Source organism: Streptomyces sp. 1222.5, assembly GCF_900105245.1.
Classification (GTDB): domain Bacteria; phylum Actinomycetota; class Actinomycetes; order Streptomycetales; family Streptomycetaceae; genus Streptomyces; species Streptomyces albidocamelliae.
This window is the reverse complement of the sequence record NZ_FNSZ01000001.1, coordinates 6,197,706-6,220,498: the sequence shown is the minus strand read 5'-3', so window position 1 is coordinate 6,220,498 and position 22,793 is coordinate 6,197,706. Positions and strand designations below refer to the sequence as shown.

Below are 22,793 nucleotides of genomic sequence, written 5' to 3'. Positions count from 1 at the left end.
GAAGCCGGGTCAGGGTCTGGTGACCGAGGACACGGGCATCATGCCGACCGGGTCGTAGCGCACCGGCGCGCCCGGGTAGGGGGCGTGGATGACCTGGCCGTTGCCGACGTACATGGCCACGTGGCTGGCGTCGGAGCGGTAGACGACCAGGTCGCCGGGGCGGGCCTGGGAGAGCGGGACCTGTCGGCCGGCGAAGCGCTGCTCCTGCGAGGTGCGCGGCAGGTGGATGCCGGCGTGCGCGTACGACCACTGCATCAGGCCCGAGCAGTCGAAGCCCGAGGGACCGCTGGCGCCCCACACGTAGGGGCGGCCCAGGGCGGAGCGGACGGCGGCGAGGGCGGCGGCGGTACGGCTGTCCGGGGCGGCGGCGCCGGCCGGGTCCGGCAGGTCGGCGCGGCCGCCCCGGGAGGCGCGGTCGTAGGCGGCGCGCTCGGCGGCGGGCAGGGAGTTGAGCAGCCGACGGGCCGTGGCGAGCTTCTTCTCCACGGTCCGCTTGTGGGCGACGACGGCCTTGCGGCTCTTCTCCAGGTCGGCGAGTCTGCCGGCCGCCTCCGCGCGTTCCTGCGCCAGGTCGCGCAGCGCGGAGCGCAGTTCGCGGAGCTGGCCGGCCTGCCGGGTGCCGATGCGGTCGAGGGTGGCGGCCTTGTCCAGGTAGTCGGCGGGGTCGTCGGAGAACAGGAGGGCGACGGCCGGGTCGAGGCCGCCGGAGCGGTACTGGGCGCCGGCCACCGAACCGAGCCGCTCCCGCAGGGTGTTGATGCGCTGCTGCTGCCGGGCGATGTGGTCCTGCGCGTCGCGCACCTCGCGGCGCAGGGTGCCCGCCCGCTCCGCGGCCTTGTCGAAGGCCTGGGTGGCCCGCTCGGCCTCCTCGTAGAGCCGGTCCACCTCGGCACGGGTGCCGTGCGGCGCCGCGTGCGCCGGTACGGCGCCGAACGTGGCGGCCGCGGCGGACAGCACGCACAGGGCGGCCGCGCCCCGGTCGAATCCGGACGACGGAGCAAGGCGGCGATGGGACCCCACGGCAGTCCTTCTGCTGGCGGACAGAGACCGCTTCGCCGGGCCTGGGGACGGGGATGCCTCGGGCGCCGGGGAAACGTGCCAGACAGTAGCCGTGCCGACGGGCCCGGACCAAAGACCTCGGAGTCAACTCACCGTGACACCCCGCCGCTGACGCAGGTCACCGGCGGGGCGCGGAGTCAGTTCCGGTTCCCGGGATTCGCCCGTTCGGGCGCCTTCGTGTCCGCGTTCCGCGGGCGCCCGAAGGGGCTGTCAGACCCGGACGCCGAACTGGAACGGCATGTTTCCGATGGCCTCGTAGCGGACGACGGCACCGGTGTGCGGGGCGTGCAGCACCTGGCCGTTGCCGGCGTACAGGCCGACGTGGTGCAGGTCGCCGTAGAAGAACACCAGGTCGCCGACCTTCAGGTCGCTCTGGCTGTAGACCCGGGTGCCGTAGTTCGCCTGCGCCTCGGAGGTACGCGGTATGGAGACGCCGGCCTGGCCGTAGGCCCAGGAGGTCAGGCCCGAGCAGTCGAAGGACGAGGGGCCGGTGGCGCCGTAGACGTACGGCGTGCCGATCTTGCTCTGGGCGGCGGAGAAGGCCGCCGAGGCGCGGCCGGAGGCCGGCGGGGCGTCGCCGAGGTCCACGCGGTCGGAGGAGGAGCGGTTGGCGCGCTCCTGCTTGGCCGCGAGCTCCGCCTTCTCCTTGGCCGTCAGGGTGTTGAGGAGCTTCTGCGCCTCGGCGAGCTTGCCCTGGACTTCCTTCTTCTTCTCCTCCAGCTGGGTACGCGTGGAGGAGAGGTCCTTGAGCTTCTCCGCGGCTTCCGCCCGCTCCTGGGCGAGTTCGCGCTGCTTGTCCTGAATCTTCTTCAGGGCGTCGACCTGCTGGCTGCTCAACTGGTCGAGCGTGGAGGCCTTGTCGAGGTAGTCGTCCGGGTTGGACGACAGCAGCAGCTGCACCGAGGGGTCGATGCCGCCCGAGCGGTACTGGGCGGTGGCCAGCGAACCCAGGCCGTCGCGGAGCTTGTTGAGCTCCTGCTGGCCGCGGGCCACGTCGTCCTGGACGGTGGAGATCTCCTTCTGCAGCTTCTGCTGCTTCTCCTTGGCCCCGTTGTACTTCTCGGTGGCCTGCTCGGCCTGCTCGTAGAGCTTGTCGACCTTCGCCTTCACCTCGTCCTTGCTCAGCTTCTCGCTGGGGGCGGCGTTGGCGGCGTTCGCGCTCAGCGCGACGGCAGCGGCGGCTGCGGTGGTCAGCACGGTGACACGCGTGCGGCTCGGCTGCTTGGGTCGACGGTGGGACGCCACTGAGGACGAACTCCTTCTTGTGAGTGATCACCCGTTCGGAGGTTCGAGCCCAGACCCTAGTGACCCAGTTGTGATCAGTTCAAATCCTCACGGCAAAAAAACCTGTGACGCAATGCATTCTTTGCACACAACTCACGTGCAGTGATGCCTGATTGACACTACGTTGCGTGACGATACGGCCAATTCGGGCATTGCATATGCCCGTTGCACCTTCAGGACAGACGCTTCAGAAGCACCGCAGACGCGACCGGTCGGGCACCCGCCTTGGCGACCCCGTCGGCCACCTCCCGGTCGGTGGAGGCGACGATGACCGGACGGCCCGGCGGCTCCGCGCGCACGAGCTGCCGGATCAGCTCGTCGGCCGTGACGCCCGGCTTGGAGAACAGCACCCGCACCCCGCGCGGCGGCGCGAGCAGCACCGGCGCGGCCAGTTCGGCACCGTCGAAGACACAGGTGACCTCCGCGCCGGTCTGCGCGGCGAGCGCGGAGAGCTGGCCGAGCAGCCTCAGCCGCTGCTTCTCCAGCGGCATCTGGGGATAGCCGGTCTTGGTCACGTTGTAGCCGTCGACGACCAGATGGGCCTGCGGCAGCGCGAGCAACTGGTCGAGGATCGCGGGGTCGTTCTCGGACAGGGCACGGGCCGCGATGTCCTTCGGGGTCATGCGTCCCGGTTCGACGGCGTCCACGGTCTCGGCCGGGCGCACGGAGACCGGGGGCAGCGCGAGTTCGCGCCGCAGCCCCTGGGTGGCGTCCAGCAGGGTGTCCAGCAGCAGCCGTACCCGCATGTCCTCCACGCTGCGGCCCTCGCGGGAGGCCCGTCTGGTGGCCTCCAGCGTCGCCTCGGCCTCGCCGAGGCGGGCCCTGAGCCGCCGGGACTCGCTCTCGGCCGCCGACACCTGCGTCTGCGCCTCGGCGCGTACGCCGTCGATCTCGCCCCGCGCCTTGCGCAGCGCGGCCTCGCCCCGCTTGACGTCACTGAGCGCGGCACGCAGTTTCCGGTGCAGCGACTCGGCTTCCTTCTTCGCCGACTCCAGCTCCACGCGGAGCCGTTCGGTCTCGGCGCGGGTCTGGTCGCGGGCCTGCGTCAGCTCGGCGCGCAGCCGCTCCAGCTCGGCCCGGCTCTCCTCGTCCGCCCGCTCGGCGTCCGCGCGCTGGGCCTCCTCGCCGGCCGCGGTGACCAGCTTCACCCAGCCCGCCGGGCGCAGTACGTAGGCCGCGGCCGCCACATCCAGCGGGTCCGCGGCCGGGGGCGGGGAGCCTGAGTCGAGGGCGCCGGCGAGTTCCGGCTGCGCCTCTCTGAACTTCTCCCCGATCCGCTGCCGGAACAGCGGGTCGGTCTCCAGCGCGGTCGCCATCGCGTTCCCGGCGAACTTCGCCCGGCGATTGGGGGCGAACCGGGCGTACTGCCTCAGCTGGGCGGGCAGTTCCGCCACGGTGAGGCCGCCGAAACCGTCCGAGACGATCTGCACGACGCGTCGGCGCACGCCGTCGGGCAGCGGACGGTCAAGCACCTCAGCGGTGCCGTCGCCCGGCCCCCCGCCTGCGGTCTCCACCATCCGTCACACCCCATCGCCTCAAGCGCTTCCCCGGGGCCGCTCCGCTCAGGAGCCGGCGCCCGGCCTGTCCACGAGTTCCACCTGGTCCACCGCGTTGCACCAGCGACAGCGGACCGACTCGATGGTCTCACTGACCACCTCACGCTCCTCCACCGTCGGCTCGCCCGCCAGGTCGAGGTGGACGTACTCGACGACCTTCGAGGAGCGCGTCACGTCGAACCGGGTGAGGTTGCCGCACAGGGTGCAGCGCCATCGCGTCGTGGCGGTCGGCAGGGGAACCGTCATCGTGGTCGTCCGCTTCCTTCTCGTCCAGGGGTCCGCGCCGCCGGCCGACGCGTGTGGCTCGTAACCCTACGGCCTGGCGGGTCCTCGCCGCCCGTCCGTCCACGGCGGCGAGGCGGTCTGTCGGCTTGCGTCCCATTACGTCATGCTCTGTAGCCATGATCAGCACCTGGAGACCGGCGCCCGGCAGGACACCCGTATCGGTTCGTGGGACCTCGGCCCCGGTGACGTTCGGCCTCATCGTCCTGTGCGGCCTGATCTTCGCCCTCGGCCCCGCCTCCGGGCTCGTCCCCTCGTACGGCTCCGGGGACGCGCTGCTGCCGGCGCAGCGGGCGTACTTCCGCCACTGGGGCGTCGTCCCGGCCGACCTGTTCGACGGTGCCGTCCGCGAGGCGCTCACCCCGGTCACCGCCCTGTTCGTGCACGGCAGCTGGGTGCATCTGCTCGGCAACATGCTCTTCCTCTTCGTCTTCGGGGCGATGACCGAGGAGCGGATGGGCCGGATGGAGTTCACCCTGTTCTACGTCGGCTGCGGATACCTGGCCCTGCTCGGCTACGCGGCCGCCAACGCCACCTCCGAACAGTCGCTGGTGGGCGCCTCCGGGGCGATCTCAGCGGTCCTCGGAGCGTTCCTCTACCTGTTCCCCCGCGCCCGCGTGACCAGTCTTCTTCCGTTCCTGTTCTTCCTGCCGCTGCGCTTTCCGGCCTGGGTCGTGCTGCCGTTCTGGGCGGCCCTGCAGTGGTTCGCCGCGGGCCGCGCCTCCGACGGCCCCGGCGTGGCCTACCTGGCCCACCTGGTGGGCTTCGGGCTCGGCTTCGGCTACGCCTGGGTGCGCTACGGGCGTGGGACTAGAGTGAGATCCGCACCGGCCCCGGCGTCCCAGGGAGAGAACCAGCCGTGATCACCGCGATCGTCCTCATCAAGACCAGCGTGGACCGGATCCCCGAGATCGCGGAGCAGATCGCCGCGCTGGAGAGTGTCAGCGAGGTCTTCTCGGTCACCGGCACCTACGACCTGATCGCCATGGTCCGGGTTCGGCAGCACGAGGACCTCGCCGACGTCATCCCGGGAAAGATCAGCAAGATCCCCGGCGTGGAGGGCACCGACACCCACGTCGCCTTCCGCACCTACTCGCAGCACGACCTCGAGGCCGCGTTCGCGATCGGCCTGGACAACTAGGCACTCACGTCCACCGCGGCGATGCCGGTTCCCGAGGGGACGTAGAGGCGCCGGCCGCGGACGACCGGGACGTGCTGGTCGTCGCCGGCGCCGTGGCCGAGGGTCGCGCTCCAGCGCTTGCGGCCGTTCAGGTCCAGGGCCCACACCCGGTCCGCGGACCGCGCGTACACGGTGTCGCCGCCGGCCACCGCGCGGGGTTCGCCGGTGGCACCCCGCACGTCGTACGACCAGGCCCTGGAGCCGTCGGCCGCCCGGACCGCGTACACGGTCGCGGCTTCCGTGCCGATGACGAGGGAGCGGCTGCCGGCCGTCATGGTGCCGCTGCCGTAGGCCTCGGTGCGCCACAGCCGCCGGCCGTCCCTGACCCGGAAGGCCTGGCGTACGGCGGCGGAGTCGGCGAACAGGGTGGTGCCCGAGAGCGCGGCGGCGGTCACGTCGGTGCCCGCGGGCACCTGCCACGCTCGTGAGCCGTCCCGCGCGTCCAGCGCCAGCAGCACGTCCCCGTAACTGCCGGTGCACACCAGACCGTCCGCGACCACGGGGGTGCCGGTGGGGCCGGCCGGGGTCTTCGCGCTCCACCGGGTGCCACCGTCGGGGGCGTAGCGGCGCAGTCCGCCCGCGTCCGTGCCCCCGAAGGAGACGAGCACGTCGTCGCCGAGCAGGACGGGCACGGCGTAGCCGTGGTCCCCGAGGGTGCGGGTCCACCGCGGGTGGCCCGAGGGGCTCACCGCGGTCAGCCGGCGCTCGTCCTCGGCGGGGAAGCCGACCACGCAGTACACCCCCTCACGGGTGGCCACCGGGCTGGAGACGTCGTCGCCGAGCCGGACCTTCCAGCGCCTTGAGCCGTCGCGGGATATCGCGTGCAGCACACCGTCCGAGGTGCCGACGTAGACGACCGAGCCGTCCGGGGAGAGCGCGCAGCACGGCCCGTCCAGGCCACCGATGCCGCCGACGTCGTACTGCCAGCGCAGCACCGCGCTGCGCTCGACCGCCGCGGGGGTCGAGGTGAGTGAGTCGCTGTGGCCGGCGCTGTGGCTGACGACGTCGGGCCCCCGCTGCCACAGCCACGCCCCGGCCCCCGCCGCCGCGGACCCCCCGGCGAGCACCTTCAGCAGCCGCCGCCGACCGGGCGCGACGGGGCCGCGGGGCCGGACGACGGGGGTGGTGGGAGAGGAGGACGAGGCGGGGGTGGCAGGAGTGACCGTGGTGGCCTCGGGCACCGAAGGGACGGCGGTGGCCGCCTCGGGAGCCGTGATCACGGCTCGGCTCGCGCCGGCGGCCGGGGTCGCGGAGGCGGGCCCGGATGCAGCAGCTCCGGTGGCCGGGTCCGGGGTCGCGGCGGACCGGGACGGTTCGGAAGGCGCCGGGGTTACGGGCCCGGGCTCGGTGGACCCGGGCGCCAGGTCCGGCGTGGCAGCCGGCCGGGGCCGTTCGGAGGTTGCCGGGTCGGTGGCAGCGGGCACGGCGGCCCGGGATGCCGGACCGGACGCGACGGACCCGGGCGCCAGGTCCGGCATGGCGGTCGCCCCGGGTGGTTCGGAGGGCGCCGGGGCGGCGGCGTCGGGGGCGGCCGGGGACAGGTACTCGACGCCGCTGGGGCGGTCGTCGTGCGCCGGGCCGGGGCCGGCGGCCGGGCCGTACCAGCCGGGGCGGACGGCGCCGCGCAGGGCATGCGTGGTGAACCCGGCGGCCGCCACCACCTCCGACGGCGTCGGGCGCTCCAGCGGGTCCTCGCGCAGACAGGCCGCCACCAGCGGCCGTACCCCCTCCGGTACGCCGGACAGGTCGAAGTCGCGGGTCAGGATGCGCAGCAGGATCACCGAGTCCTGACCCTCCCCGAAGGGCTCGCGGCCGGCCGCCGCGTGGGCGAGGACCGCGCCGAGGGAGAAGACGTCGCTGGGCGGGCCGACCTGCCCGCCGTTGCGGATCTGCTCCGGCGAGACGTAGCCGACCGAGCCGACGACCGCGCCGGTCCGGGTCAGCGCCGTCGCCTCGAGGGCCCGCACGATCCCGAAGTCGATGACCCGGGGCCCGTCCGGGGCGAGCAGGATGTTGGACGGCTTCAGGTCCCGGTGGATCAGGCCCTTGGCGTGGATGGCGGCCAGCGCCTCGGCGAGCGCCGCGGCGAGCACGCGGACCGCCGGCTCGGGCAGCGCCCCGTGGTCCAGGACGGCGTCCCGCAGATTCGGGCCCGGCACGAACTCCGTCGCCATCCAAGGCCGTTCGGCCTCCGTGTCGGCGTCGACGACCCGGGCCGTGAAGGTGCCCTCGCCGCCGACGGTCCGCGCGGCACGCACCTCGTGCCGGAACCGCGCCCGGAAGGTGCGGTCCTCGGCGTGCTCGTGGCGTACGACCTTCACCGCGAGCCGGAGGCCGGTGCGGGACTCGGCGAGGTAGACCTCGCCCATGCCGCCGGACCCGAGTCGGCGCAGGACTTCGTACGGGCCGATCCGTGCCGGGCCGGTTGCGCGCGACTGCACTTCGCACTCTCCCCCGATCGAACTGCTGTCGGGGGGAGTCTATTTGGCCCCGGGAAGCTTCACACCGCCGGGACGCAGCGGCCGTCCTCCGTGCGGTACCGCCACTTCGCGCCGTCGCGGACCAGCTCCTTCACCGCGGTCACGAACCGCGCCACGTGCTCGTCCGGGGTGCCCGCCCCGAAGCTCACGCGGATGGCGTTCAGGGACTTCTCCCCCGGAGCCGCCTCGGGGGCGCCGCACTCGCCCTGGGTCTGCGGGTCGCTGCCCAGCAGGGTGCGGACCAGCGGGTGGGCGCAGAAGAGGCCGTCGCGGACGCCGATGCCGTACTCGGCGGACAGGGCCGCGGCGAAGTGGGAGCTGTTCCAGCCCTCGACCACGAAGGAGATGACACCGACGCGCGGGGCGTCGTCGCCGAAGAGGGACAGGATCCGCACCTCGGGCACCTCGGCGAGGCCCTCGCGGACCGTGCGGACGAGGTGCTGCTCGCGGGCGACGAGGGTGTCCCAGCCGGCCTCGGTGAGCGCCTTGCAGGCCGAGGCGATGGAGTAGGCGCCGATGACGTTCGGGGAGCCGGCCTCGTGGCGGGCGGCGCTGTCGTGCCACTCCACGTCCACTCCCCCGTCGGTGCGCCGGGTGACCTTTCGGCTGGCGCCGCCGCCCGCGAGGTACGGCTCGGCCGCCCGCAGCCAGTCGGCGCGGCCGGCCAGCACACCGGAGCCGAAGGGGGCGTACAGCTTGTGTCCGGAGAAGGCGACCCAGTCGACGTCCAGTTCGCGGATGTCCACCGGGTGGTGCGGGGCGAGCTGCGCGGCGTCGAGGACGATGCGGGCGCCGTGCGCGTGGGCGACGGCGGCCAGCTCGCGCACCGGCCACAGCTCACCGGTGACGTTGGAGGCACCGGTGACGCAGACCAGGGCCGGGCCGTGCGGGTCGCGGTCGGCGAGGGCCCGCTCCAGGGTCTCGACGGCCTGGCGGGGGGTGCGCGGAGCGTCCAGGCAGCTGACCCGGGCGTCCTGCCAGGGCAGCAGGGAGGCGTGGTGCTCGGTCTCGAAGACGAAGACCTGGCAGTCGGCGGGCAGGGCGCGGGCCAGCAGGTTCAGCGAGTCGGTGGTCGACCGGGTGAACACCACCTGGTCGTCCTGGCGGCAGCCGAGGAAGGCGGCGACGGTCCTGCGGGCGTTCTCGAACAGGTCGGTGGAGAGCTGGGAGAGGTAGCCGGCGCCGCGGTGGACGCTGCCGTAGTACGGCGCGTAGGCGGCGACGTCGTCCCAGACGCGCTGGAGCGCGGGGGCGCTGGCCGCGTAGTCCAGTGCGGCGTAGGCGACTTCGCCGCCCGTCACGAGAGGGACGGTGACATCCCGTCCCAGAACGGGCAGCGGGGCACAGACGGTCTGGTCGGCGGCAGCGGTGGAGACGGACATGGGTGAACTCCCGTGGGCAAGGGGGACCGCCGCGCGAGCGGACACGGCTCGAGCGCGGTGAAGGGTGAAAGGGGATGCGGAGGCGGGGCTCTGCGGCCCTATCGCATTCGCTTGCTCACGGAAGGCTCCTCGGACGACCAGGACCCCTGGCGTGCGAGGGGTCCGCGCTTGCCGTGGACCTTGCTGTCCACGACCTGGTCTTCACCCGGGGCACCCCGCCACGGACGGAGGGTTGCCGGACAGTCGGCCGGGGCCTCATGACTGTCACTCATGACCTGGTCCAACATCCTGCCACACGGTCCTCGGCGCGCAAGGCGCGGTCCACCATGCGGACCGCGCCCCGTCTTCGCGCCGGCCGGGCTCAGGCGTTGCTGGCGGCGACCCACCGCTCCAGCGACCGCTTGGCCGCGCCCGAGTCGATCGACTCCCTGGCCTCGGCCATGCCGGCGCGCAGCTGGTCGGCGAGGGGCGCGTCCGTCGGACGGAGGGCGGCGAGCGCGGCGGCCGAGTTCAGCAGCACCGCGTCCCGCACCGGGCCCTGCTCGCCGTCCAGCAGTCGACGGGCCACCGCCGCGTTGTAGACGGCGTCGGCGCCGCGCAGGGCCTCCACGGGGACCAGCTCGATGCCGACGTCACGGGGGTCGAACGTCTCCTCCGCGACCTTGCCGTCCCGGACCACCCACACCTTGGAGGTGGCGGTGACGGTCAGTTCGTCCAGGCCGTCGTCGCCGCGGAAGACCAGGGCGGAATTGCCGCGCTCGGCGAGGACACCGGCGACGATCGGCGCCATCCGCGGGTCGGCGACCCCGACGGCCTGGGCGCGCACCTTGGCCGGGTTGGTCAGCGGGCCGAGCACGTTGAACGTCGTCCGGATGCCCAACTGCCCGCGCGCCGCGGCCACGTGGCGCAGCGAGGGGTGGAACTTCACCGCGAAGCAGATGGTGATGCCGGCTTCCTGGGCGACCTCGGCGACCCGCTTCGGGGTCAGGTTCAGGTTGATGCCGAGCTTCTCCAGGACGTCGGAGGAGCCGGAGGCGGAGGAGGCGGCACGGTTGCCGTGCTTGACGACCTGCGCGCCGGTGCCGGCGACGACGATCGAGGACATGGTGGAGATGTTCACCGTCTTGGCGCCGTCGCCGCCGGTGCCGACGATGTCGACGGCCGGCCCGGGCACCTCGATCACGTTGGCGTGCTCGTACATCGTCCGGACGAGTCCGGTGATCTCCTGGACCGTCTCGCCCTTGGCCCGCAGCGCGACCATGAATCCGGCGATCTGCGCGTCGGTCGCCTCGCCGCGCATGATCAGGTCCATCGCCCACGCGGTCTCGTCGGCGGAGAGGTCACGGCCGTCGAGCAGCCCGTTCAGCAGGGCGGGCCAGGAACGGCCCGCCGCGGTGTCGCCTCCAGCGGGGGTCACAGCGCTCATCAGCCGCTCCTCGTACACAGTCCTGCCAGGTCGTACACCACCCTATCCAGCCCGGAGCACGGCGAAGGGCCCCGTCCGCAACCCGGACGGGGCCCTTCGCCGTGGCGTGGCGACGCGGGGATCAGTGGTGGCCGTGGCCGCTCGTGATCTCCTTGTACTCGTCTACGGTCGGCTTCGGGATCTGGTTGTCCTCGCCGTAGTAGGCGTTGGACAGCTTCGCCCGCAGCTTCTGCGTGGCCGGCACCTTGCGCTCGACGCCGTTCGCGTCGACCGTCGGGCCGATCTCGGCCGGCGCGTACTGGTTGTGCGCGGTGAGCGTGTGCAGCTGCTCCTGGCTGAGCGGCTCGTGCACCTCGATGAACTCACCGTGCGGCAGCCGCTTGATGATGCCGGTCTCGCGGCCGTGCAGCACCTTCTCGCGGTCACGGCGCTGCAGCCCCAGGCAGATCCGCTTGGTGACGATGAACGCGAGGACCGGTCCGACGAAGAACGAGATCCGGACGAACCAGGTGACGTCGTTGATCGACAGGTGGAAGTGGGTGGCGAAGAGGTCGTTGCCACCACCGACCAGACCGACCATGTACACGGTGACCCAGGCGACACCGAAAGCGGTGCGGGTCGGCGCGTTGCGCGGGCGGTCCAGGATGTGGTGCTCGCTCTTGTCGCCGGTGACCCAGGACTCGATGAACGGGTAGACCGCGATCGCCGCCAGGACGACTCCGAAGAGCACCAGCGGGATGAACACGCCCAGGACGAGCGTGTGACCCCAGAAGTTGATCTCCCAGCCCGGCATGTAGCGGACGAGACCCTCGGCGAAGCCCATGTACCAGTCGGGCTGGGCGCCGGTGGACACCTGGTCCGGACGGTAGGGGCCCATGGCCCAGATCGGGTTGATCTGGGTGACCGCGGCGATGGCCGCGATGACACCGAAGACCAGGAAGAAGAAGCCTCCGGCCTTGGCCATGTAGACCGGCAGCAGTGGCATGCCGACGACGTTCTTGTTGGTCTTTCCGGGACCCGCGAACTGCGTGTGCTTGTGGTAGAAGACCAGGATCAGGTGGCCGACGACCAGACCGAGCATGATGCCCGGCAGCAGCAGGATGTGGATCGAGTAGAACCGGGCCACGAAGTCGTGACCGGGGAACTCGCCGCCGAACAGGAACATCGAGATGTACGTGCCGACGATCGGCATCGACAGGATGGCGCCCTCGGTGAAACGGACACCGGTGCCGGAGAGCAGGTCGTCCGGGAGCGAGTAACCGGTGAAGCCGGTGAACATGCCGAGGACGAACAGCAGGAAGCCGAACAGCCAGTTGATCTCACGCGGCTTGCGGAACGCGCCGGTGAAGAACACGCGCATCATGTGCACGAACATGCCGGCGAGGAAGATCAGCGCGGCCCAGTGGTGGATCTGCCGGACGAGCAGGCCACCGCGCACGTCGAAGGAGATGTGCAGGGTCGAGTTGAACGCCTCGGACATCAGCTGTCCCTGGAGCGGGATGTAGCTGCCGTGGTACTCCACCTCGTTCATCGACGGGTGGAAGAACAGCGTCAGGTACACACCCGTCAGGATGATGATGATGAAGCTGTAGAGGCAGACCTCACCCAACATGAACGACCAGTGGTCGGGGAAGATCTTGCGCATGTTGGCCTTGGCCAGGGAGTAGATCCCGAGCCGGCCGTCGGCCCAGTCGGCGACACGCTCGCCGGCCGGCGCCTTCCCGCGCGAGCGGGGTGCTTCGTTCGGTGCAGTACTCATCCGCGCTCCCAGAATGCAGGACCGACGGGCTCCTCGAAGTCGCCGAGCGCCTGGAGGTAACCCTCACTGTCCACGCCGATGCGCAGCTGCGGCAGGGCGTGGCCGGCGGGGCCGAAGATCACTCGGGCACCGTCGGAGAGGTCGAAGGTGGACTGGTGGCACGGGCACAGCACGTGGTGCGTCTGCTGCTCGTACAGGGAGATCGGGCAGCCGACGTGGGTGCAGATCTTGGAGAAGGCGACCACGCCTTCGTGCGACCAGTCGAGCTCGCGCTTGTCCTTGATGTTGCCCGGCTGGAGCCGGACGATCATCAGCGCCGCCTTGGCGATCTCGTTCTGGAAGTCCTCGCTGGCCTCCTCCAGCCCGTCGGGCTTGGCGAAGGTGAGCGAGCCGACGGCGACGTCCTCGGGACGCAGCGGCAGGTTGGTGTTCATGTTGACCAGGCGCTTGCCCTTGGCCCACATGGTGTGGCGGAGCTTGGTCCCGGGCGCGGGGCCGAGACCGCCGAGCAGCATGACGCCGGAGAGCGGCACCAGGGCCAGCGCGCCGAACATGGTGTTGCGGACCAGCTTGCGGCGGCCGATCGCCGACTCCTTGGCACCCTCGGCGAAGTCCGCGTGGACCTTCGCCCGGACCTCGGGGGAGGCCGCGATCGGGTGACGGTCGTCGGCGACCTCCACGTCGGACATCAGGGTGCGGGCCCAGTGGACCGCGCCCGCGCCGATGCAGAACAGCGCCACGCCGAGGGTGAGGCCCAGCGCGAAGTTCATCGCGCTGATGTGCCCGATCGGGAAGACGAAGATCGACTTGTCGTTCGGGATCACCAGGTACGCGACGATGAAGCCGATGGTGGCCAGCATCGACACCGTGAACATCAGGGCGACCGCGCGCTCGGACCGCTTGGCGGCCCGCTCGTCGACGTCCTGGATCCGGTGCTCGTGCGGGGGCAGACCCGGGTCCGCGAACGGGTTCACCTCGTCGGCGACCCCCACCGCGCCGTGCGCGTGGTCCTGCGCTGCGGGCAGGTTCTCTTCTGGAATGTCTTGGCTACTCATGACTTCTTGGCCTTTGCGGTCCGAGCGGCGACCCAGACGGCGACCGCGATCAGCGCGCCGAGTCCGAAGATCCAGGCGAACAGACCCTCACTGACCGGCCCGAGGCCGCCCAGCTCCAGACCGCCGGGGTTCGTCGTCTCGCTGCTGTCGACCGCGTGCAGGTACGCGATGATGTCCTTCTTGTTCTTCTCCGTCAGCGTGGTGTCGGGGAAGGACGGCATGTTCTGCGGGCCGGTCTGCATGGCCTCGTACATGTGCCTCGGGTCGACGCCCTCGAGGGTCGGGGCGTACTTGCCCTTGGTGAGGGCACCGCCCTTGCCGGTGAAGTTGTGGCACTGCGCGCAGTTGGTGCGGAACAGCTCACCACCCTTGGCGATGTCCGCGCCTTCCGGACCGTACTGCTCACGGGTGGGCACGTTCGGACCGGCGCCCAGCGACGCGATGTACGCGGCGAGCTGGTCGATCTGCGTCTGCGTGTAGACGACCTTCTTGCTCGGGATCTGCGCCATCTGGGAGGACGAGGCCGGCATACGGCCGGTGCCCACCTGGAAGTCGACCGCGGCGGCGCCGACGCCGACCAGGCTCGGGCCGTCGGAGGAGCCCTGGCCACCGGTGCCGTGGCAGCTGGCGCAGCCGACAGCGTAGAGCTTCTTGCCCTCCTTGATGGTCAGGGACTGGGAGGTGTCATCGGCCTGCGCCTTGCCCGCGGGCGCGAACGCGGCGTACAGCCCCCCAGTGGCCGCCAGCGCGAGGAGTAGGACGACGACCGCCGCCAGCGGATGGCGTCGTCGTGCGGAGAGCTTTTTCACGGATTACCCCGGTGTCAGGATCTTCTGCGTCGGTGCTTCTGGATGTGCGGGAGGTCCCGCTACTTGATCAGGTAGATCGTGGCGAAAAGGCCGATCCAGACGACATCGACGAAGTGCCAGTAGTAGGACACGACGATGGCGGCGGTCGCCTGCTCGTGAGTGAACCTCTTGGCCATGTACGTACGGCCGAGGACCAGCAGGAAGGCGATGAGACCGCCCGTCACGTGCAGGCCGTGGAAGCCGGTGGTCAGGTAGAACACCGAGCCGTACGGGTCGGAGGACAGCGAGATGCCGTCCTTCTTCACCAGCTCCGTGTACTCGTAGATCTGACCGCCGATGAAGATCGCACCCATGATGAAGGTGAGGATGAACCAGCCACGGAGCTTCTTCACATCGCCGCGCTCGGCGGCGAACACGCCGAGCTGGCACGTGAGGGAGGAGAGCACCAGGATCGTGGTGTTCGTGGCGGAGAAGGGCACATTCAGTGCCTCCGCCATCTCCTTCCAGTGGGCCGGTCCGGTCACCGACCGGAGGGTGAAGTACATCGCGAAGAGGGCCGCGAAGAACATCAGCTCGGAACTCAGCCAGATGATGGTTCCGACGCTGGTGAGGTTCGGCCGGTTGACCGACGGGTGCGCGTGCCCGGTTTCTACTGTCGTTGCTGTCGCCACGACCGACATTATGTCGGTCGCTTATCCCGCCCTCACTCCGGGGGGTGCCGTTCGGAGTGTTGCTGCCCGCCGAACCGGTGCTGACGTGGTGTTCATGGGAGTAACATCCGCCCAAACGGCCCTGTCCGTCCCGTCCGTACGACGTCGACGTCCCGGAGGAACAATGCAGCCGACCGCCACGGTGCTGGTCTACAGCGACGACTCCAACACCCGCGAGCAAGTACGGCTCGCCGCCGGACGGCGGCCCGCTCCGGACGTGCCCCAGGTGGAGTTCGTGGAGTGCGCGACGCCCGCCGCGGTGCTGAGCGAGCTGGACAAGGGCGGCATCGACGTCTGCGTGCTCGACGGCGAGGCCGTGCCGATGGGGGGCATGGGGATGTGCCGGCAGATCAAGGACGAGGTCTTCAACTGCCCGCCCGTGCTGCTGCTGATGGGCCGCCCCCAGGACGCCTGGCTGGCCACCTGGAGCCGCGCGGACGCCGCCGTCACCCTTCCGGTGGACCCGGTGGAGTTCGCCGCCTCGCTGGCCTCCCTGCTGCGCCAGAAGCGCCTCCAGAGCGCTTAGGGAGGCGGGGCGCGAGGTCGCGCGGCCGCCGGTCCGTCCCGGCTCGCCGCGCCGCTCCCCGCGCCCCTCCAGGGCGTTCACACGGCCGTCGGCCGCAGTCTCACCGCGTCGCCCGGCGCCGGGCCGTCCGAGGTGCCCGCGGTCAGGGCGCTGCCCGTGCGCCACTTCTTCCAGTCGACGTTCCAGTCGCCGAAGCCGTTGCCGAACGGCTCCATCTCGTGGCCGCCCGAGTTCACGACCTTGACGATGTCGCCCTCGCGGACGTTGTCGAAGAACCACTCGGCGTTGGACGTGCTCATACCGGTGCAGCCGTGGCTCACGTTGGCGTACCCCTGCGAGCCCACCGACCAGGGGGCGGCGTGGACGTACTCGCCGGACCAGGTGACCCGGGTGGCGTAGTAGACCGGCAGGTCGTAGGAGTCGGAGCTGCCCTCGGCGATGCCCACGGTGGTGCCGCGCATCCGTACGAAGTACTGCTTCTCCAGCACGACCTTGACGCCGTTGCGGGTCTCGAAGCCGGGCTTGCCGGTGGTGACGGGGATCTGCTCGACCTGCTTGCCGTTCTTGTAGTAGGTGAGCTGGTGCGCCGCGGCGTCCGTGACCACCTCGACCTTGTCACCGGTGGTGATCTTCAGCGCCTTCGACCTGCCGCCCCACAGCCGGTCGCTGATCCGTACGCCGTCCAGGTTGCTGTGCACCTGGATGGTGGCGTGCTCGGGCCAGTACTCCTTGGGCCGGTAGTGGAGTTCCTTGTCGCTGACCCAGTACCAGGAACCCTGCACGGCCGGCACGGAGTCCACCCTGAGGGCCCGCTCCACGACGGCCCGCTGGGCCTTGTCCTTGATCTCCTGGCCGAGCATGGCGGTGATGGGCTGCCCGACGCCGTACTGGCCGGCGTCCGGGCCGAAGGTGACGGCCAGGGTCTTCTTGCTGGTGGGCTTGCTGGTGTCGAACTCCAGGACCTTGCGGCCGGGTGCGCCGTCGTCGTCCTCGGTGCTCACCGCGACCGTGTAGTGGGCGTTGGCGGCCAGCGGGGACGTACTGTGCCAGCGGCTGCCGTCGGCCGCGAGTTCGCCCGCCACGAAGCGCCCCGTGGAGTCCTGGGCGGTGACGTCCGTGATGCGGCCGTCACCGCTCTCGGCCGTGATCTCCAGGGGCTTGTCCGGATCGGCCCGCTTCCCCGCCTCGGTGGGGCCGTTGAAGGAGATCTGGTCCGCTGCGTCGTACGGCTTGGCCGACAGGGGGTTGCCGTCCGGACCGCAAGCGGTGACGCCCGCACCTAGGGCGGCCACCAGCAGGGTGCAGCTGACGACAGTGCGGGTCCGCGGAAGTCGGTTCATATGATCACGCTATGAGGTGCTGACCGTACCGGCACGGCGGGTAACTCGTACGAGGGACGGACGCTACGGCAAAGGACGGTTCCCCCGGTTGCGGTGGCCGTCCGGCCGCGAACGGCGGGAGCCCGGACCCCCCTGATGGAGGGTCCGGGCTCCCGGCACATGCGCTCCCGTGCTACTGGGTGCGGTTCTCACCGTGGTAGTACTCGAACACCCAGCCGAACAGGCCGATCATGATGATCGGTGCCGCGAAGTAGATCAGCCACCAGCCGACCGCGACGCTGAGGAAGGCGATCGCGCCACCCGTGCCCAGCATGAGCGGCTGCCAGCTGTGCGGGCTGAAGAAGCCCAGCTCGCCCGCGTCGTCGGCGACGTCCGCTTCCTTGTCGTCCTGCGCGCCGGCGTCCACCCGACGGGCGGTGAAGCCCAGGTAGAAGCCGATCATGACGGACAGGCCGAAGGCCAGGAAGAGTGCGGTGGTACCGGCCGGCTCCTTCGACCACACGCCGTACACGACGGCCATGATCAGGATGAAGAAGCTCAGCCAGATGAACATCCGGCCCTGGATCTTCACTTGCCGGCCTCCTTGCTGCCCGCGATGGCGGCGCCGTGACCGGCGTGCTCAAGCTGCTCCAGCGCGGCGATCTCGGGGTGGTGCAGGTCGAAGGCCGGGGATTCGCTGCGGATCCGCGGCAGGGTGAGGAAGTTGTGCCGCGGCGGCGGGCAGGAGGTCGCCCACTCGAGCGAACGGCCGTAGCCCCACGGGTCGTCGACGCCGACCGGCTTGCCGTACTTGGCCGTCTTCCACACGTTGTAGAGGAACGGCAGGATCGACAGGCCGAGCAGGAACGAGCTGATCGTCGAGATCGTGTTCAGGGCGGTGAAGCCGTCGGCCGCCAGGTAGTCGGCGTACCGGCGCGGCATGCCCTCGGCACCCAGCCAGTGCTGCACCAGGAACGTGCCGTGGAAGCCGACGAACAGCGTCCAGAACGTGATCTTGCCGAGGCGCTCGTCCAGCATCTTGCCGGTCATCTTCGGCCACCAGAAGTGGAAGCCGGAGAACATCGCGAAGACGACGGTGCCGAACACCACGTAGTGGAAGTGCGCCACCACGAAGTAGGAGTCGGAGACGTGGAAGTCCATCGGCGGCGAGGCCAGGATGACACCGGTCAGACCGCCGAAGGTGAAGGTGATCAGGAAGCCGACCGCCCAGAGCATCGGTGTCTCGAAGGACAGCGAGCCCTTCCACATCGTGCCGATCCAGTTGAAGAACTTCACGCCGGTCGGTACGGCGATGAGGAACGTCATGAAGGAGAAGAACGGCAGCAGCACTCCGCCGGTGACGTACATGTGGTGGGCCCACACCGTCACGGACAGACCGGCGATCGCGATGGTCGCCGCGATCAGACCCATGTAGCCGAACATCGGCTTGCGCGAGAAGACCGGGATGACCTCGGAGATGATGCCGAAGAACGGCAGCGCGATGATGTACACCTCTGGATGGCCGAAGAACCAGAAGAGGTGTTGCCACAGCAGGGCGCCGCCGTTGGCGGCGTCGAAGACGTGGGCGCCGAACTTGCGGTCCGCCTCCAGGGCGAACAGCGCGGCCGCGAGGACCGGGAAGGCCAGCAGGACCAGGACGGCCGTCAGCAGCACGTTCCACACGAAGATCGGCATGCGGAACATGGTCATGCCGGGCGCGCGCATGCAGATGATCGTGGTGATGAAGTTGACGGCGCCGAGGATGGTGCCGAAGCCGGAGAAGGCCAGACCCATGATCCACAGGTCGGCACCCAGACCCGGGCTGCGCACCGCGTCCGACAGCGGGGAGTAGGCGAACCAGCCGAAGTCGGCCGCGCCCTGCGGGGTGAGGAAACCACCGACCGCGATGGAGGAGCCGAACAGGTAGAGCCAGTAGGCGAACATGTTCAGCCGGGGGAACGCCACGTCGGGCGCGCCGATCTGCAGCGGCATGATCCAGTTCGTGAAGCCGGCGAACAGCGGCGTCGCGAACATCAGCAGCATGATCGTGCCGTGCATCGTGAACGCCTGGTTGAACTGCTCGTTCGACATGATCTGCAGACCCGGCCGGGCCAGCTCGGCGCGCATCAGCAGCGCCATGACGCCACCGATCAGGAAGAACGCGAACGAGGTGACCAGATAGAGCGTGCCGATCGTCTTGTGGTCGGTGGTCGTCAGCCACTTCACCACGAGATTTCCGGGCTGCTTGCGCCTGACCGGCAGCTCGTTCTCGTACGAGTCCTCAGCTGCCGCGGCACCCTGGGGTTCGTTGAGGATGCTCACAGGTTGTTCGTCTCCCGGTTCTTCTCGTGCGGCGTCTGCGCGATGCCGGCGGGAATGTAACCGGTCTGCCCCTTCTTGGCGAGGTCCTTGAGGTGCTGCTCGTAGCGCTCGGGGGAGACGACCTTCACGTTGAACAGCATCCGGGAGTGGTCGACGCCGCAGAGTTCGGCGCACTTGCCGAGGAAGGTGCCCTCCTTGTTGGGGGTCACCTGGAAGGCGTTGGTGTGGCCCGGGATGACGTCCTGCTTCATGAGGAACGGCACCACCCAGAAGGAGTGGATGACGTCACGCGAGGTCAGGACGAAGCGGACCGTCTTGCCCTTGGGGAGCCACAGTGTCGGACCGGGGTTGCCCGTCTGCGGGTTCCGCGTGCCGGGCGTACCGACGTCGTAGACACCGCCGGCGTTGGCCGGGAAGGCGTCCTTGAACCGGTCCGGAATGGCGGCCAGGTTCTTGTCGGTCTTCGCGTTGCCCGTGCTTCCGGGAACGTCCGCGATGTAGTTGAAGCCCCAGCTCCACTGGAAGCCGACCACGTTGACCGTGACGTCGGGCTTCTTGTCGGTGAGGCTGAGCAGCTTCGTCTCGTCCCGGGCCGTGAAGTAGAAGAGCACCGAGATGATGATGATCGGGACCACCGTGTACAGGGCCTCGATCGGCATGTTGTACCGGGTCTGCGGAGGTACCTCGACCTTGGTGCGGCTGCGCCGGTGGAAGAAAGCACTCCACAGGATCAGGCCCCACACCAGCACGCCGACGGCGAGCGCAGCCGCCCAGGAACCCTGCCAGAGGGAGAGGATCCGCGGAGCCTCTTCCGTGGTCGGGGTGGGCATACCAAGGCGGGGGAAGTCTTCCCAGTTGTACGAGCAACCGGTGGCTGTCGCCAAGACCAGGCCCGCGGTCAGTGCCTGCAGCAGCTTCCGCCGCATCGGGCGCCGCGGCGAGCGGTCGGAGCCGTTGGGACTCACGTAGCGCCTTCCCGAGAGTCTCGCCCGCGCTGTACGGCTGCGGCCTTCTCGCTGGTCGGTCGCCGCCCTGCGTCGGGCAGGGGTTTGGATGTTTATGCGGACCAAACCCTAGCCGACGCCCTCCAGGGGTTCGCGGGGAGGGGGGCATACGCGTCGCCTGTCACTCGGTTGGGGCGGCGATGGGCGCCTATTGGCTCGGGTTGTCGCGGTTTGCCGTCCCGCCCGGCGCTGCGTTGTGGCTGGTCGCGCCGTTCTCCGCGCCCCCGGGTGGACCGGTCCCACCGAAGTCTTAACGTTGCCCTGTGGCCTACTTCGACGCAGCTTCCGCCGCCCCTCTCCACCCCGTGGCCCGCCAGGCGTTGCTGGCCTCGCTGGACGACGGGTGGGCCGACCCCGCCCGGCTGTACCGGGAGGGGCGCAAGGCGCGGATGCTGCTGGACGCGGCCCGGGAGGCGGCGGCGGAGGCCGTGGGCTGCCGGGCCGACGAGATGGTCTTCACTCCGTCGGGGACCAGGGCCGTACACACGGGCGTCGCGGGCGCGTTGGCGGGCAGACGCCGGACCGGACGCCACCTGATCGTGTCCGCCGTCGAACACTCCTCCGTGCTCCATTCGGCTGAAGTGTTCGAGGCGGCAGGGGGAACGGTCGACCGGGTGGCCGTCGACCGGGGCGGGGCCGTGGACGCCGCCGGCTACTCCGCCGCCCTCCGCGCGGACACCGCGCTGGCCGTGCTCCAGTCGGCCAACCACGAGGTGGGGACCGTACAGCCGGTGGCCGAGGTGGCCGGGATCTGCCGGGCGGCCGGGGTGCCCCTGCTGGTGGACGCGGCGCAGTCGCTGGGCTGGGGTCCGGTCGAGGGCGACTGGTCGCTGCTGACGGCCAGTGCGCACAAGTGGGGCGGGCCGTCCGGGGTCGGGCTGCTCGTCGTCCGCAAGGGGGTGCGGTTCGCGGCCCAAGGGCCGGTGGACGAGCGGGAGTCGGGGCGGGCCGCCGGTTTCGAGAACATCCCGGCGATCGTGGCGGCCGTGGCCTCCCTGCGCGCGGTGCGGGCCGAGGCGGAGCAGGAGGCGGTACGGCTGCGGGAGCTGACGGCGCGGATCCGGGCGCAGGTGCCGGAACTGGTGCCGGACGTGGAGGTGGTGGGCGACGCCGAGCGGCGGCTGCCGGGCATCGTCACCTTCTCCTGTCTCTATGTCGACGGAGAGGCGCTGCTGCACGAGCTGGACCGGGCGGGGTTCTCCGTCTCGTCCGGGTCCTCGTGCACGAGCAGCACGCTGACGCCGAGCCATGTGCTGCGGGCGATGGGCGTGCTGAGCGAGGGGAACGTCCGGGTGTCGCTGCCCCGGGGGGTGGCCGAGGCGGACGTCGAGCGGTTCCTTGAGGTGCTGCCGGGGGCCGTCGCGTCCGTGCGGGAGAAGCTGGGCGCACCGGCGCCGGCCACCCGGGTGCGCTCCGCGGAGCTGGTCGTCGACTCCCTCGGCAAACGCTGCCCGATCCCCGTCATCGAGCTGGCCAAGGTGATCGGGGAGGTGCCGGTGGGCGGCACGGTGCGGGTGCTCTCCGACGACGAGGCCGCGCGGCTGGACATCCCGGCCTGGTGCGAGATGCGCGGGCAGGAGTACGTGGGCGAGGAGCCGGCGGAGCGCGGTACGGCGTACCTGGTCCGCCGGCTCGGCTGAGCGCCCGGGGAGCGTCCTAGCGCAGGTGGGCGCGGACCTCTTCGGCCGCCTCGTCGCCGTACGCCTTGGTGAACCGCTCCATGAAGTGGCCGCGCCGCAGCTGGTACTCCTGCGTGCCGACGGTCTCGATGACGAGCGTCGCGAGCATGCAGCCGACCTGGGCGGCGCGCTCCAGGGAGACGCCCCACGTGAGGCCGGACAGGAAGCCGGCGCGGAAGGCGTCGCCGACGCCGGTCGGGTCGGCCTTGCGCTCCTCCTCGGGGCAGCCGACCTCGATCGGGTCCTCGCCGTGGCGCTCGATGCGCACGCCGCGCGCGCCGAGGGTGGTGACGCGGTGGCCGACCTTGGACAGGATCTCGGCGTCGCTCCAGCCGGTCTTGGTCTCGATGAGGCCCTTCTCGTACTCGTTCGAGAACAGGTACGTGGCGCCGTCCAGCAGTATCCGGATCTCCTCGCCCTCCATGCGGGCGATCTGCTGGGAGAAGTCGGCGGCGAAGTGGATCGCGCGGGAGCGGCACTCCTCCGTGTGGCGGAGCATCGCCTCCGGGTCGTCGGCGCCGATGAGGACCAGGTCGAGTCCGCCGACGCGGTCGGCCACCGTCTTGAGCTCGATGAGGCGGGCCTCGCTCATCGCGCCGGTGTAGAAGGAGCCGATCTGGTTGTGGTCGGCGTCGGTGGTGCACACGAAGCGGGCGGTGTGCAGGGTCTCCGAGATGCGGACGGAGTCGGTGTCGACGCCGTGCCGCTCCAGCCAGGCACGGTACTCGTCGAAGTCGAAGCCCGCGGCGCCGACCAGGACCGGCTGGGTGCCGAGCTGGCCCATGCCGAAGGCGATGTTCGCGCCGACGCCGCCCCGGCGCACGTCCAGGTTGTCCACCAGGAAGGAGAGCGAGACCGTGTGCAGCTGGTCCGCGACGAACTGGTCGGCGAAACGGCCGGGGAAGGTCATGAGGTGATCGGTGGCGATGGAGCCCGTGACTGCGATGCGCACGTCGGCATT

The 22,793-nt window shown here is 70.6% G+C and carries 20 protein-coding genes and 1 riboswitch; of the genes, 4 read left to right on the top strand and 16 right to left on the bottom strand.

All coding sequences use genetic code 11. From position 1 onward, the window contains the following. Positions 1-9 precede the first annotated feature (9 nt). From BLW57_RS28085 to BLW57_RS28070, 4 genes are all read right to left on the bottom strand, one after another. Entirely contained in the window at positions 10-1,020 is a 1,011-nt protein-coding gene (locus BLW57_RS28085) for a C40 family peptidase (RefSeq protein ID WP_176985756.1), read from the bottom strand. Positions 1,021-1,269: 249 nt separating this feature from the next. Then, the gene (locus BLW57_RS28080; protein ID WP_093478302.1) at positions 1,270-2,304 is read right to left on the bottom strand and encodes a C40 family peptidase; all 1,035 of its coding nucleotides are present in this window, start codon (positions 2,302-2,304) and stop codon (positions 1,270-1,272) included. A gap of 212 nt (positions 2,305-2,516) precedes the next feature. After that, positions 2,517-3,860: an NYN domain-containing protein gene (locus BLW57_RS28075; RefSeq protein WP_093478301.1), complete on the bottom strand. Its 1,344-nt coding sequence runs from the start codon at positions 3,858-3,860 to the stop codon at positions 2,517-2,519. A gap of 45 nt (positions 3,861-3,905) precedes the next feature. Next, complete coding sequence (locus BLW57_RS28070; RefSeq protein ID WP_014672226.1) at positions 3,906-4,145, bottom strand: hypothetical protein; 240 nt, start codon at positions 4,143-4,145, stop codon at positions 3,906-3,908. A gap of 155 nt (positions 4,146-4,300) precedes the next feature. Between BLW57_RS28070 and BLW57_RS28065 the strand changes: the two genes are divergently transcribed. Both BLW57_RS28065 and BLW57_RS28060 read left to right on the top strand, forming a co-directional pair. Next, positions 4,301-5,044, top strand: coding sequence for a rhomboid family intramembrane serine protease (locus BLW57_RS28065; protein WP_093478299.1), 744 nt, complete (start codon positions 4,301-4,303; stop codon positions 5,042-5,044). Continuing rightward, positions 5,041-5,322 carry an Lrp/AsnC family transcriptional regulator gene (locus BLW57_RS28060; RefSeq protein WP_073893028.1) on the top strand — a complete coding sequence of 94 codons (282 nt, stop codon included), beginning with the start codon at positions 5,041-5,043 and terminating at the stop codon, positions 5,320-5,322. Before BLW57_RS28065 ends, BLW57_RS28060 begins: the two co-directional genes overlap by 4 nt. Here the strand turns inward: BLW57_RS28060 and BLW57_RS42905 are convergent. From BLW57_RS42905 to BLW57_RS28025, 7 genes are all read right to left on the bottom strand, one after another. Beyond that, positions 5,319-7,802: a protein kinase domain-containing protein gene (locus BLW57_RS42905; RefSeq protein WP_093478298.1), complete on the bottom strand. Its 2,484-nt coding sequence runs from the start codon at positions 7,800-7,802 to the stop codon at positions 5,319-5,321. The two genes, BLW57_RS28060 and BLW57_RS42905, sit on opposite strands and share 4 nt — an antisense overlap. A 59-nt stretch (positions 7,803-7,861) precedes the next feature. Then, positions 7,862-9,223, bottom strand: a complete 1,362-nt coding sequence (locus tag BLW57_RS28050; protein ID WP_093478296.1) for an aminotransferase class V-fold PLP-dependent enzyme — start codon at positions 9,221-9,223, stop codon at positions 7,862-7,864. 159 nt (positions 9,224-9,382) lie between these two features. Continuing rightward, a riboswitch (SAM riboswitch) is annotated at positions 9,383-9,499 on the bottom strand. Positions 9,500-9,584: 85 nt separating this feature from the next. After that, on the bottom strand, positions 9,585-10,649 hold the full coding sequence (gene trpD, locus BLW57_RS28045) for an anthranilate phosphoribosyltransferase (protein ID WP_093478295.1): 1,065 nt from the start codon (positions 10,647-10,649) through the stop codon (positions 9,585-9,587). 121 nt (positions 10,650-10,770) lie between these two features. Beyond that, a complete protein-coding gene (locus tag BLW57_RS28040) occupies positions 10,771-12,408 on the bottom strand; it encodes a cytochrome bc1 complex cytochrome b subunit (protein WP_093478293.1) in 1,638 nt (545 codons plus the stop codon). Next, positions 12,405-13,463, bottom strand: coding sequence for a cytochrome bc1 complex Rieske iron-sulfur subunit (locus BLW57_RS28035; protein WP_093478292.1), 1,059 nt, complete (start codon positions 13,461-13,463; stop codon positions 12,405-12,407). The genes BLW57_RS28040 and BLW57_RS28035 overlap by 4 nt, the downstream gene beginning before the upstream one ends. Further along, positions 13,460-14,272 carry a cytochrome bc1 complex diheme cytochrome c subunit gene (locus BLW57_RS28030; protein WP_093478290.1) on the bottom strand — a complete coding sequence of 271 codons (813 nt, stop codon included), beginning with the start codon at positions 14,270-14,272 and terminating at the stop codon, positions 13,460-13,462. The genes BLW57_RS28035 and BLW57_RS28030 overlap by 4 nt, the downstream gene beginning before the upstream one ends. Before the next feature lie 59 nt (positions 14,273-14,331). Beyond that, positions 14,332-14,952, bottom strand: coding sequence for an aa3-type cytochrome oxidase subunit III (locus BLW57_RS28025; protein WP_014672235.1), 621 nt, complete (start codon positions 14,950-14,952; stop codon positions 14,332-14,334). Between the two features lie 154 nt (positions 14,953-15,106). On the opposite strand from BLW57_RS28025, the gene BLW57_RS28020 reads away from it, so the two are divergent. Further along, on the top strand, positions 15,107-15,508 hold the full coding sequence (locus BLW57_RS28020) for a response regulator (RefSeq protein WP_093478289.1): 402 nt from the start codon (positions 15,107-15,109) through the stop codon (positions 15,506-15,508). Between the two features lie 77 nt (positions 15,509-15,585). Here the strand turns inward: BLW57_RS28020 and BLW57_RS28015 are convergent, their stop codons facing one another. The 4 genes from BLW57_RS28015 to coxB all read right to left on the bottom strand — a co-directional run bounded on the left by BLW57_RS28015 (position 15,586) and on the right by coxB (position 20,114). Then, a complete protein-coding gene (locus BLW57_RS28015; protein WP_093478287.1) occupies positions 15,586-16,848 on the bottom strand; it encodes a L,D-transpeptidase in 1,263 nt (420 codons plus the stop codon). 172 nt (positions 16,849-17,020) lie between these two features. Further along, complete coding sequence (locus tag BLW57_RS28010) at positions 17,021-17,419, bottom strand: cytochrome c oxidase subunit 4 (protein WP_093478286.1); 399 nt, start codon at positions 17,417-17,419, stop codon at positions 17,021-17,023. After that, positions 17,416-19,149, bottom strand: a complete 1,734-nt coding sequence (gene ctaD / locus BLW57_RS28005; RefSeq protein ID WP_093478285.1) for an aa3-type cytochrome oxidase subunit I — start codon at positions 19,147-19,149, stop codon at positions 17,416-17,418. Before ctaD ends, BLW57_RS28010 begins: the two co-directional genes overlap by 4 nt. Next, on the bottom strand, positions 19,146-20,114 hold the full coding sequence (gene coxB / locus BLW57_RS28000; RefSeq protein ID WP_093478283.1) for an aa3-type cytochrome oxidase subunit II: 969 nt from the start codon (positions 20,112-20,114) through the stop codon (positions 19,146-19,148). The genes ctaD and coxB overlap by 4 nt, the downstream gene beginning before the upstream one ends. A 302-nt stretch (positions 20,115-20,416) precedes the next feature. On the opposite strand from coxB, the gene BLW57_RS27995 reads away from it, so the two are divergent. Then, positions 20,417-21,793 carry a cysteine desulfurase/sulfurtransferase TusA family protein gene (locus BLW57_RS27995; RefSeq protein ID WP_093478282.1) on the top strand — a complete coding sequence of 459 codons (1,377 nt, stop codon included), beginning with the start codon at positions 20,417-20,419 and terminating at the stop codon, positions 21,791-21,793. A 16-nt stretch (positions 21,794-21,809) separates the two neighbouring features. Here the strand turns inward: BLW57_RS27995 and BLW57_RS27990 are convergent, their stop codons facing one another. Continuing rightward, the gene (locus BLW57_RS27990) at positions 21,810-22,784 is read right to left on the bottom strand and encodes a carbohydrate kinase family protein (RefSeq protein WP_093478280.1); all 975 of its coding nucleotides are present in this window, start codon (positions 22,782-22,784) and stop codon (positions 21,810-21,812) included. Positions 22,785-22,793 lie beyond the last annotated feature (9 nt).

Bases quoted from the DNA above. Each gene is read 5' to 3' on its own strand.
- BLW57_RS28065 (WP_093478299.1), top strand. From the start codon at position 4,301: ATGATCAGCACCTGGAGACCGGCGCCCGGCAGGACACCCGTATCGGTT.
- BLW57_RS28015 (WP_093478287.1), bottom strand. From the start codon at position 16,848: ATGAACCGACTTCCGCGGACCCGCACTGTCGTCAGCTGCACCCTGCTG.
- trpD (WP_093478295.1), bottom strand. From the start codon at position 10,649: ATGAGCGCTGTGACCCCCGCTGGAGGCGACACCGCGGCGGGCCGTTCC.
- BLW57_RS28070 (WP_014672226.1), bottom strand. From the start codon at position 4,145: ATGACGGTTCCCCTGCCGACCGCCACGACGCGATGGCGCTGCACCCTG.
- BLW57_RS28075 (WP_093478301.1), bottom strand. From the start codon at position 3,860: ATGGTGGAGACCGCAGGCGGGGGGCCGGGCGACGGCACCGCTGAGGTG.
- BLW57_RS28025 (WP_014672235.1), bottom strand. From the start codon at position 14,952: ATGTCGGTCGTGGCGACAGCAACGACAGTAGAAACCGGGCACGCGCAC.
- BLW57_RS28020 (WP_093478289.1), top strand. From the start codon at position 15,107: ATGCAGCCGACCGCCACGGTGCTGGTCTACAGCGACGACTCCAACACC.
- BLW57_RS28035 (WP_093478292.1), bottom strand. From the start codon at position 13,463: ATGAGTAGCCAAGACATTCCAGAAGAGAACCTGCCCGCAGCGCAGGAC.
- BLW57_RS28040 (WP_093478293.1), bottom strand. From the start codon at position 12,408: ATGAGTACTGCACCGAACGAAGCACCCCGCTCGCGCGGGAAGGCGCCG.
- BLW57_RS28050 (WP_093478296.1), bottom strand. From the start codon at position 9,223: ATGTCCGTCTCCACCGCTGCCGCCGACCAGACCGTCTGTGCCCCGCTG.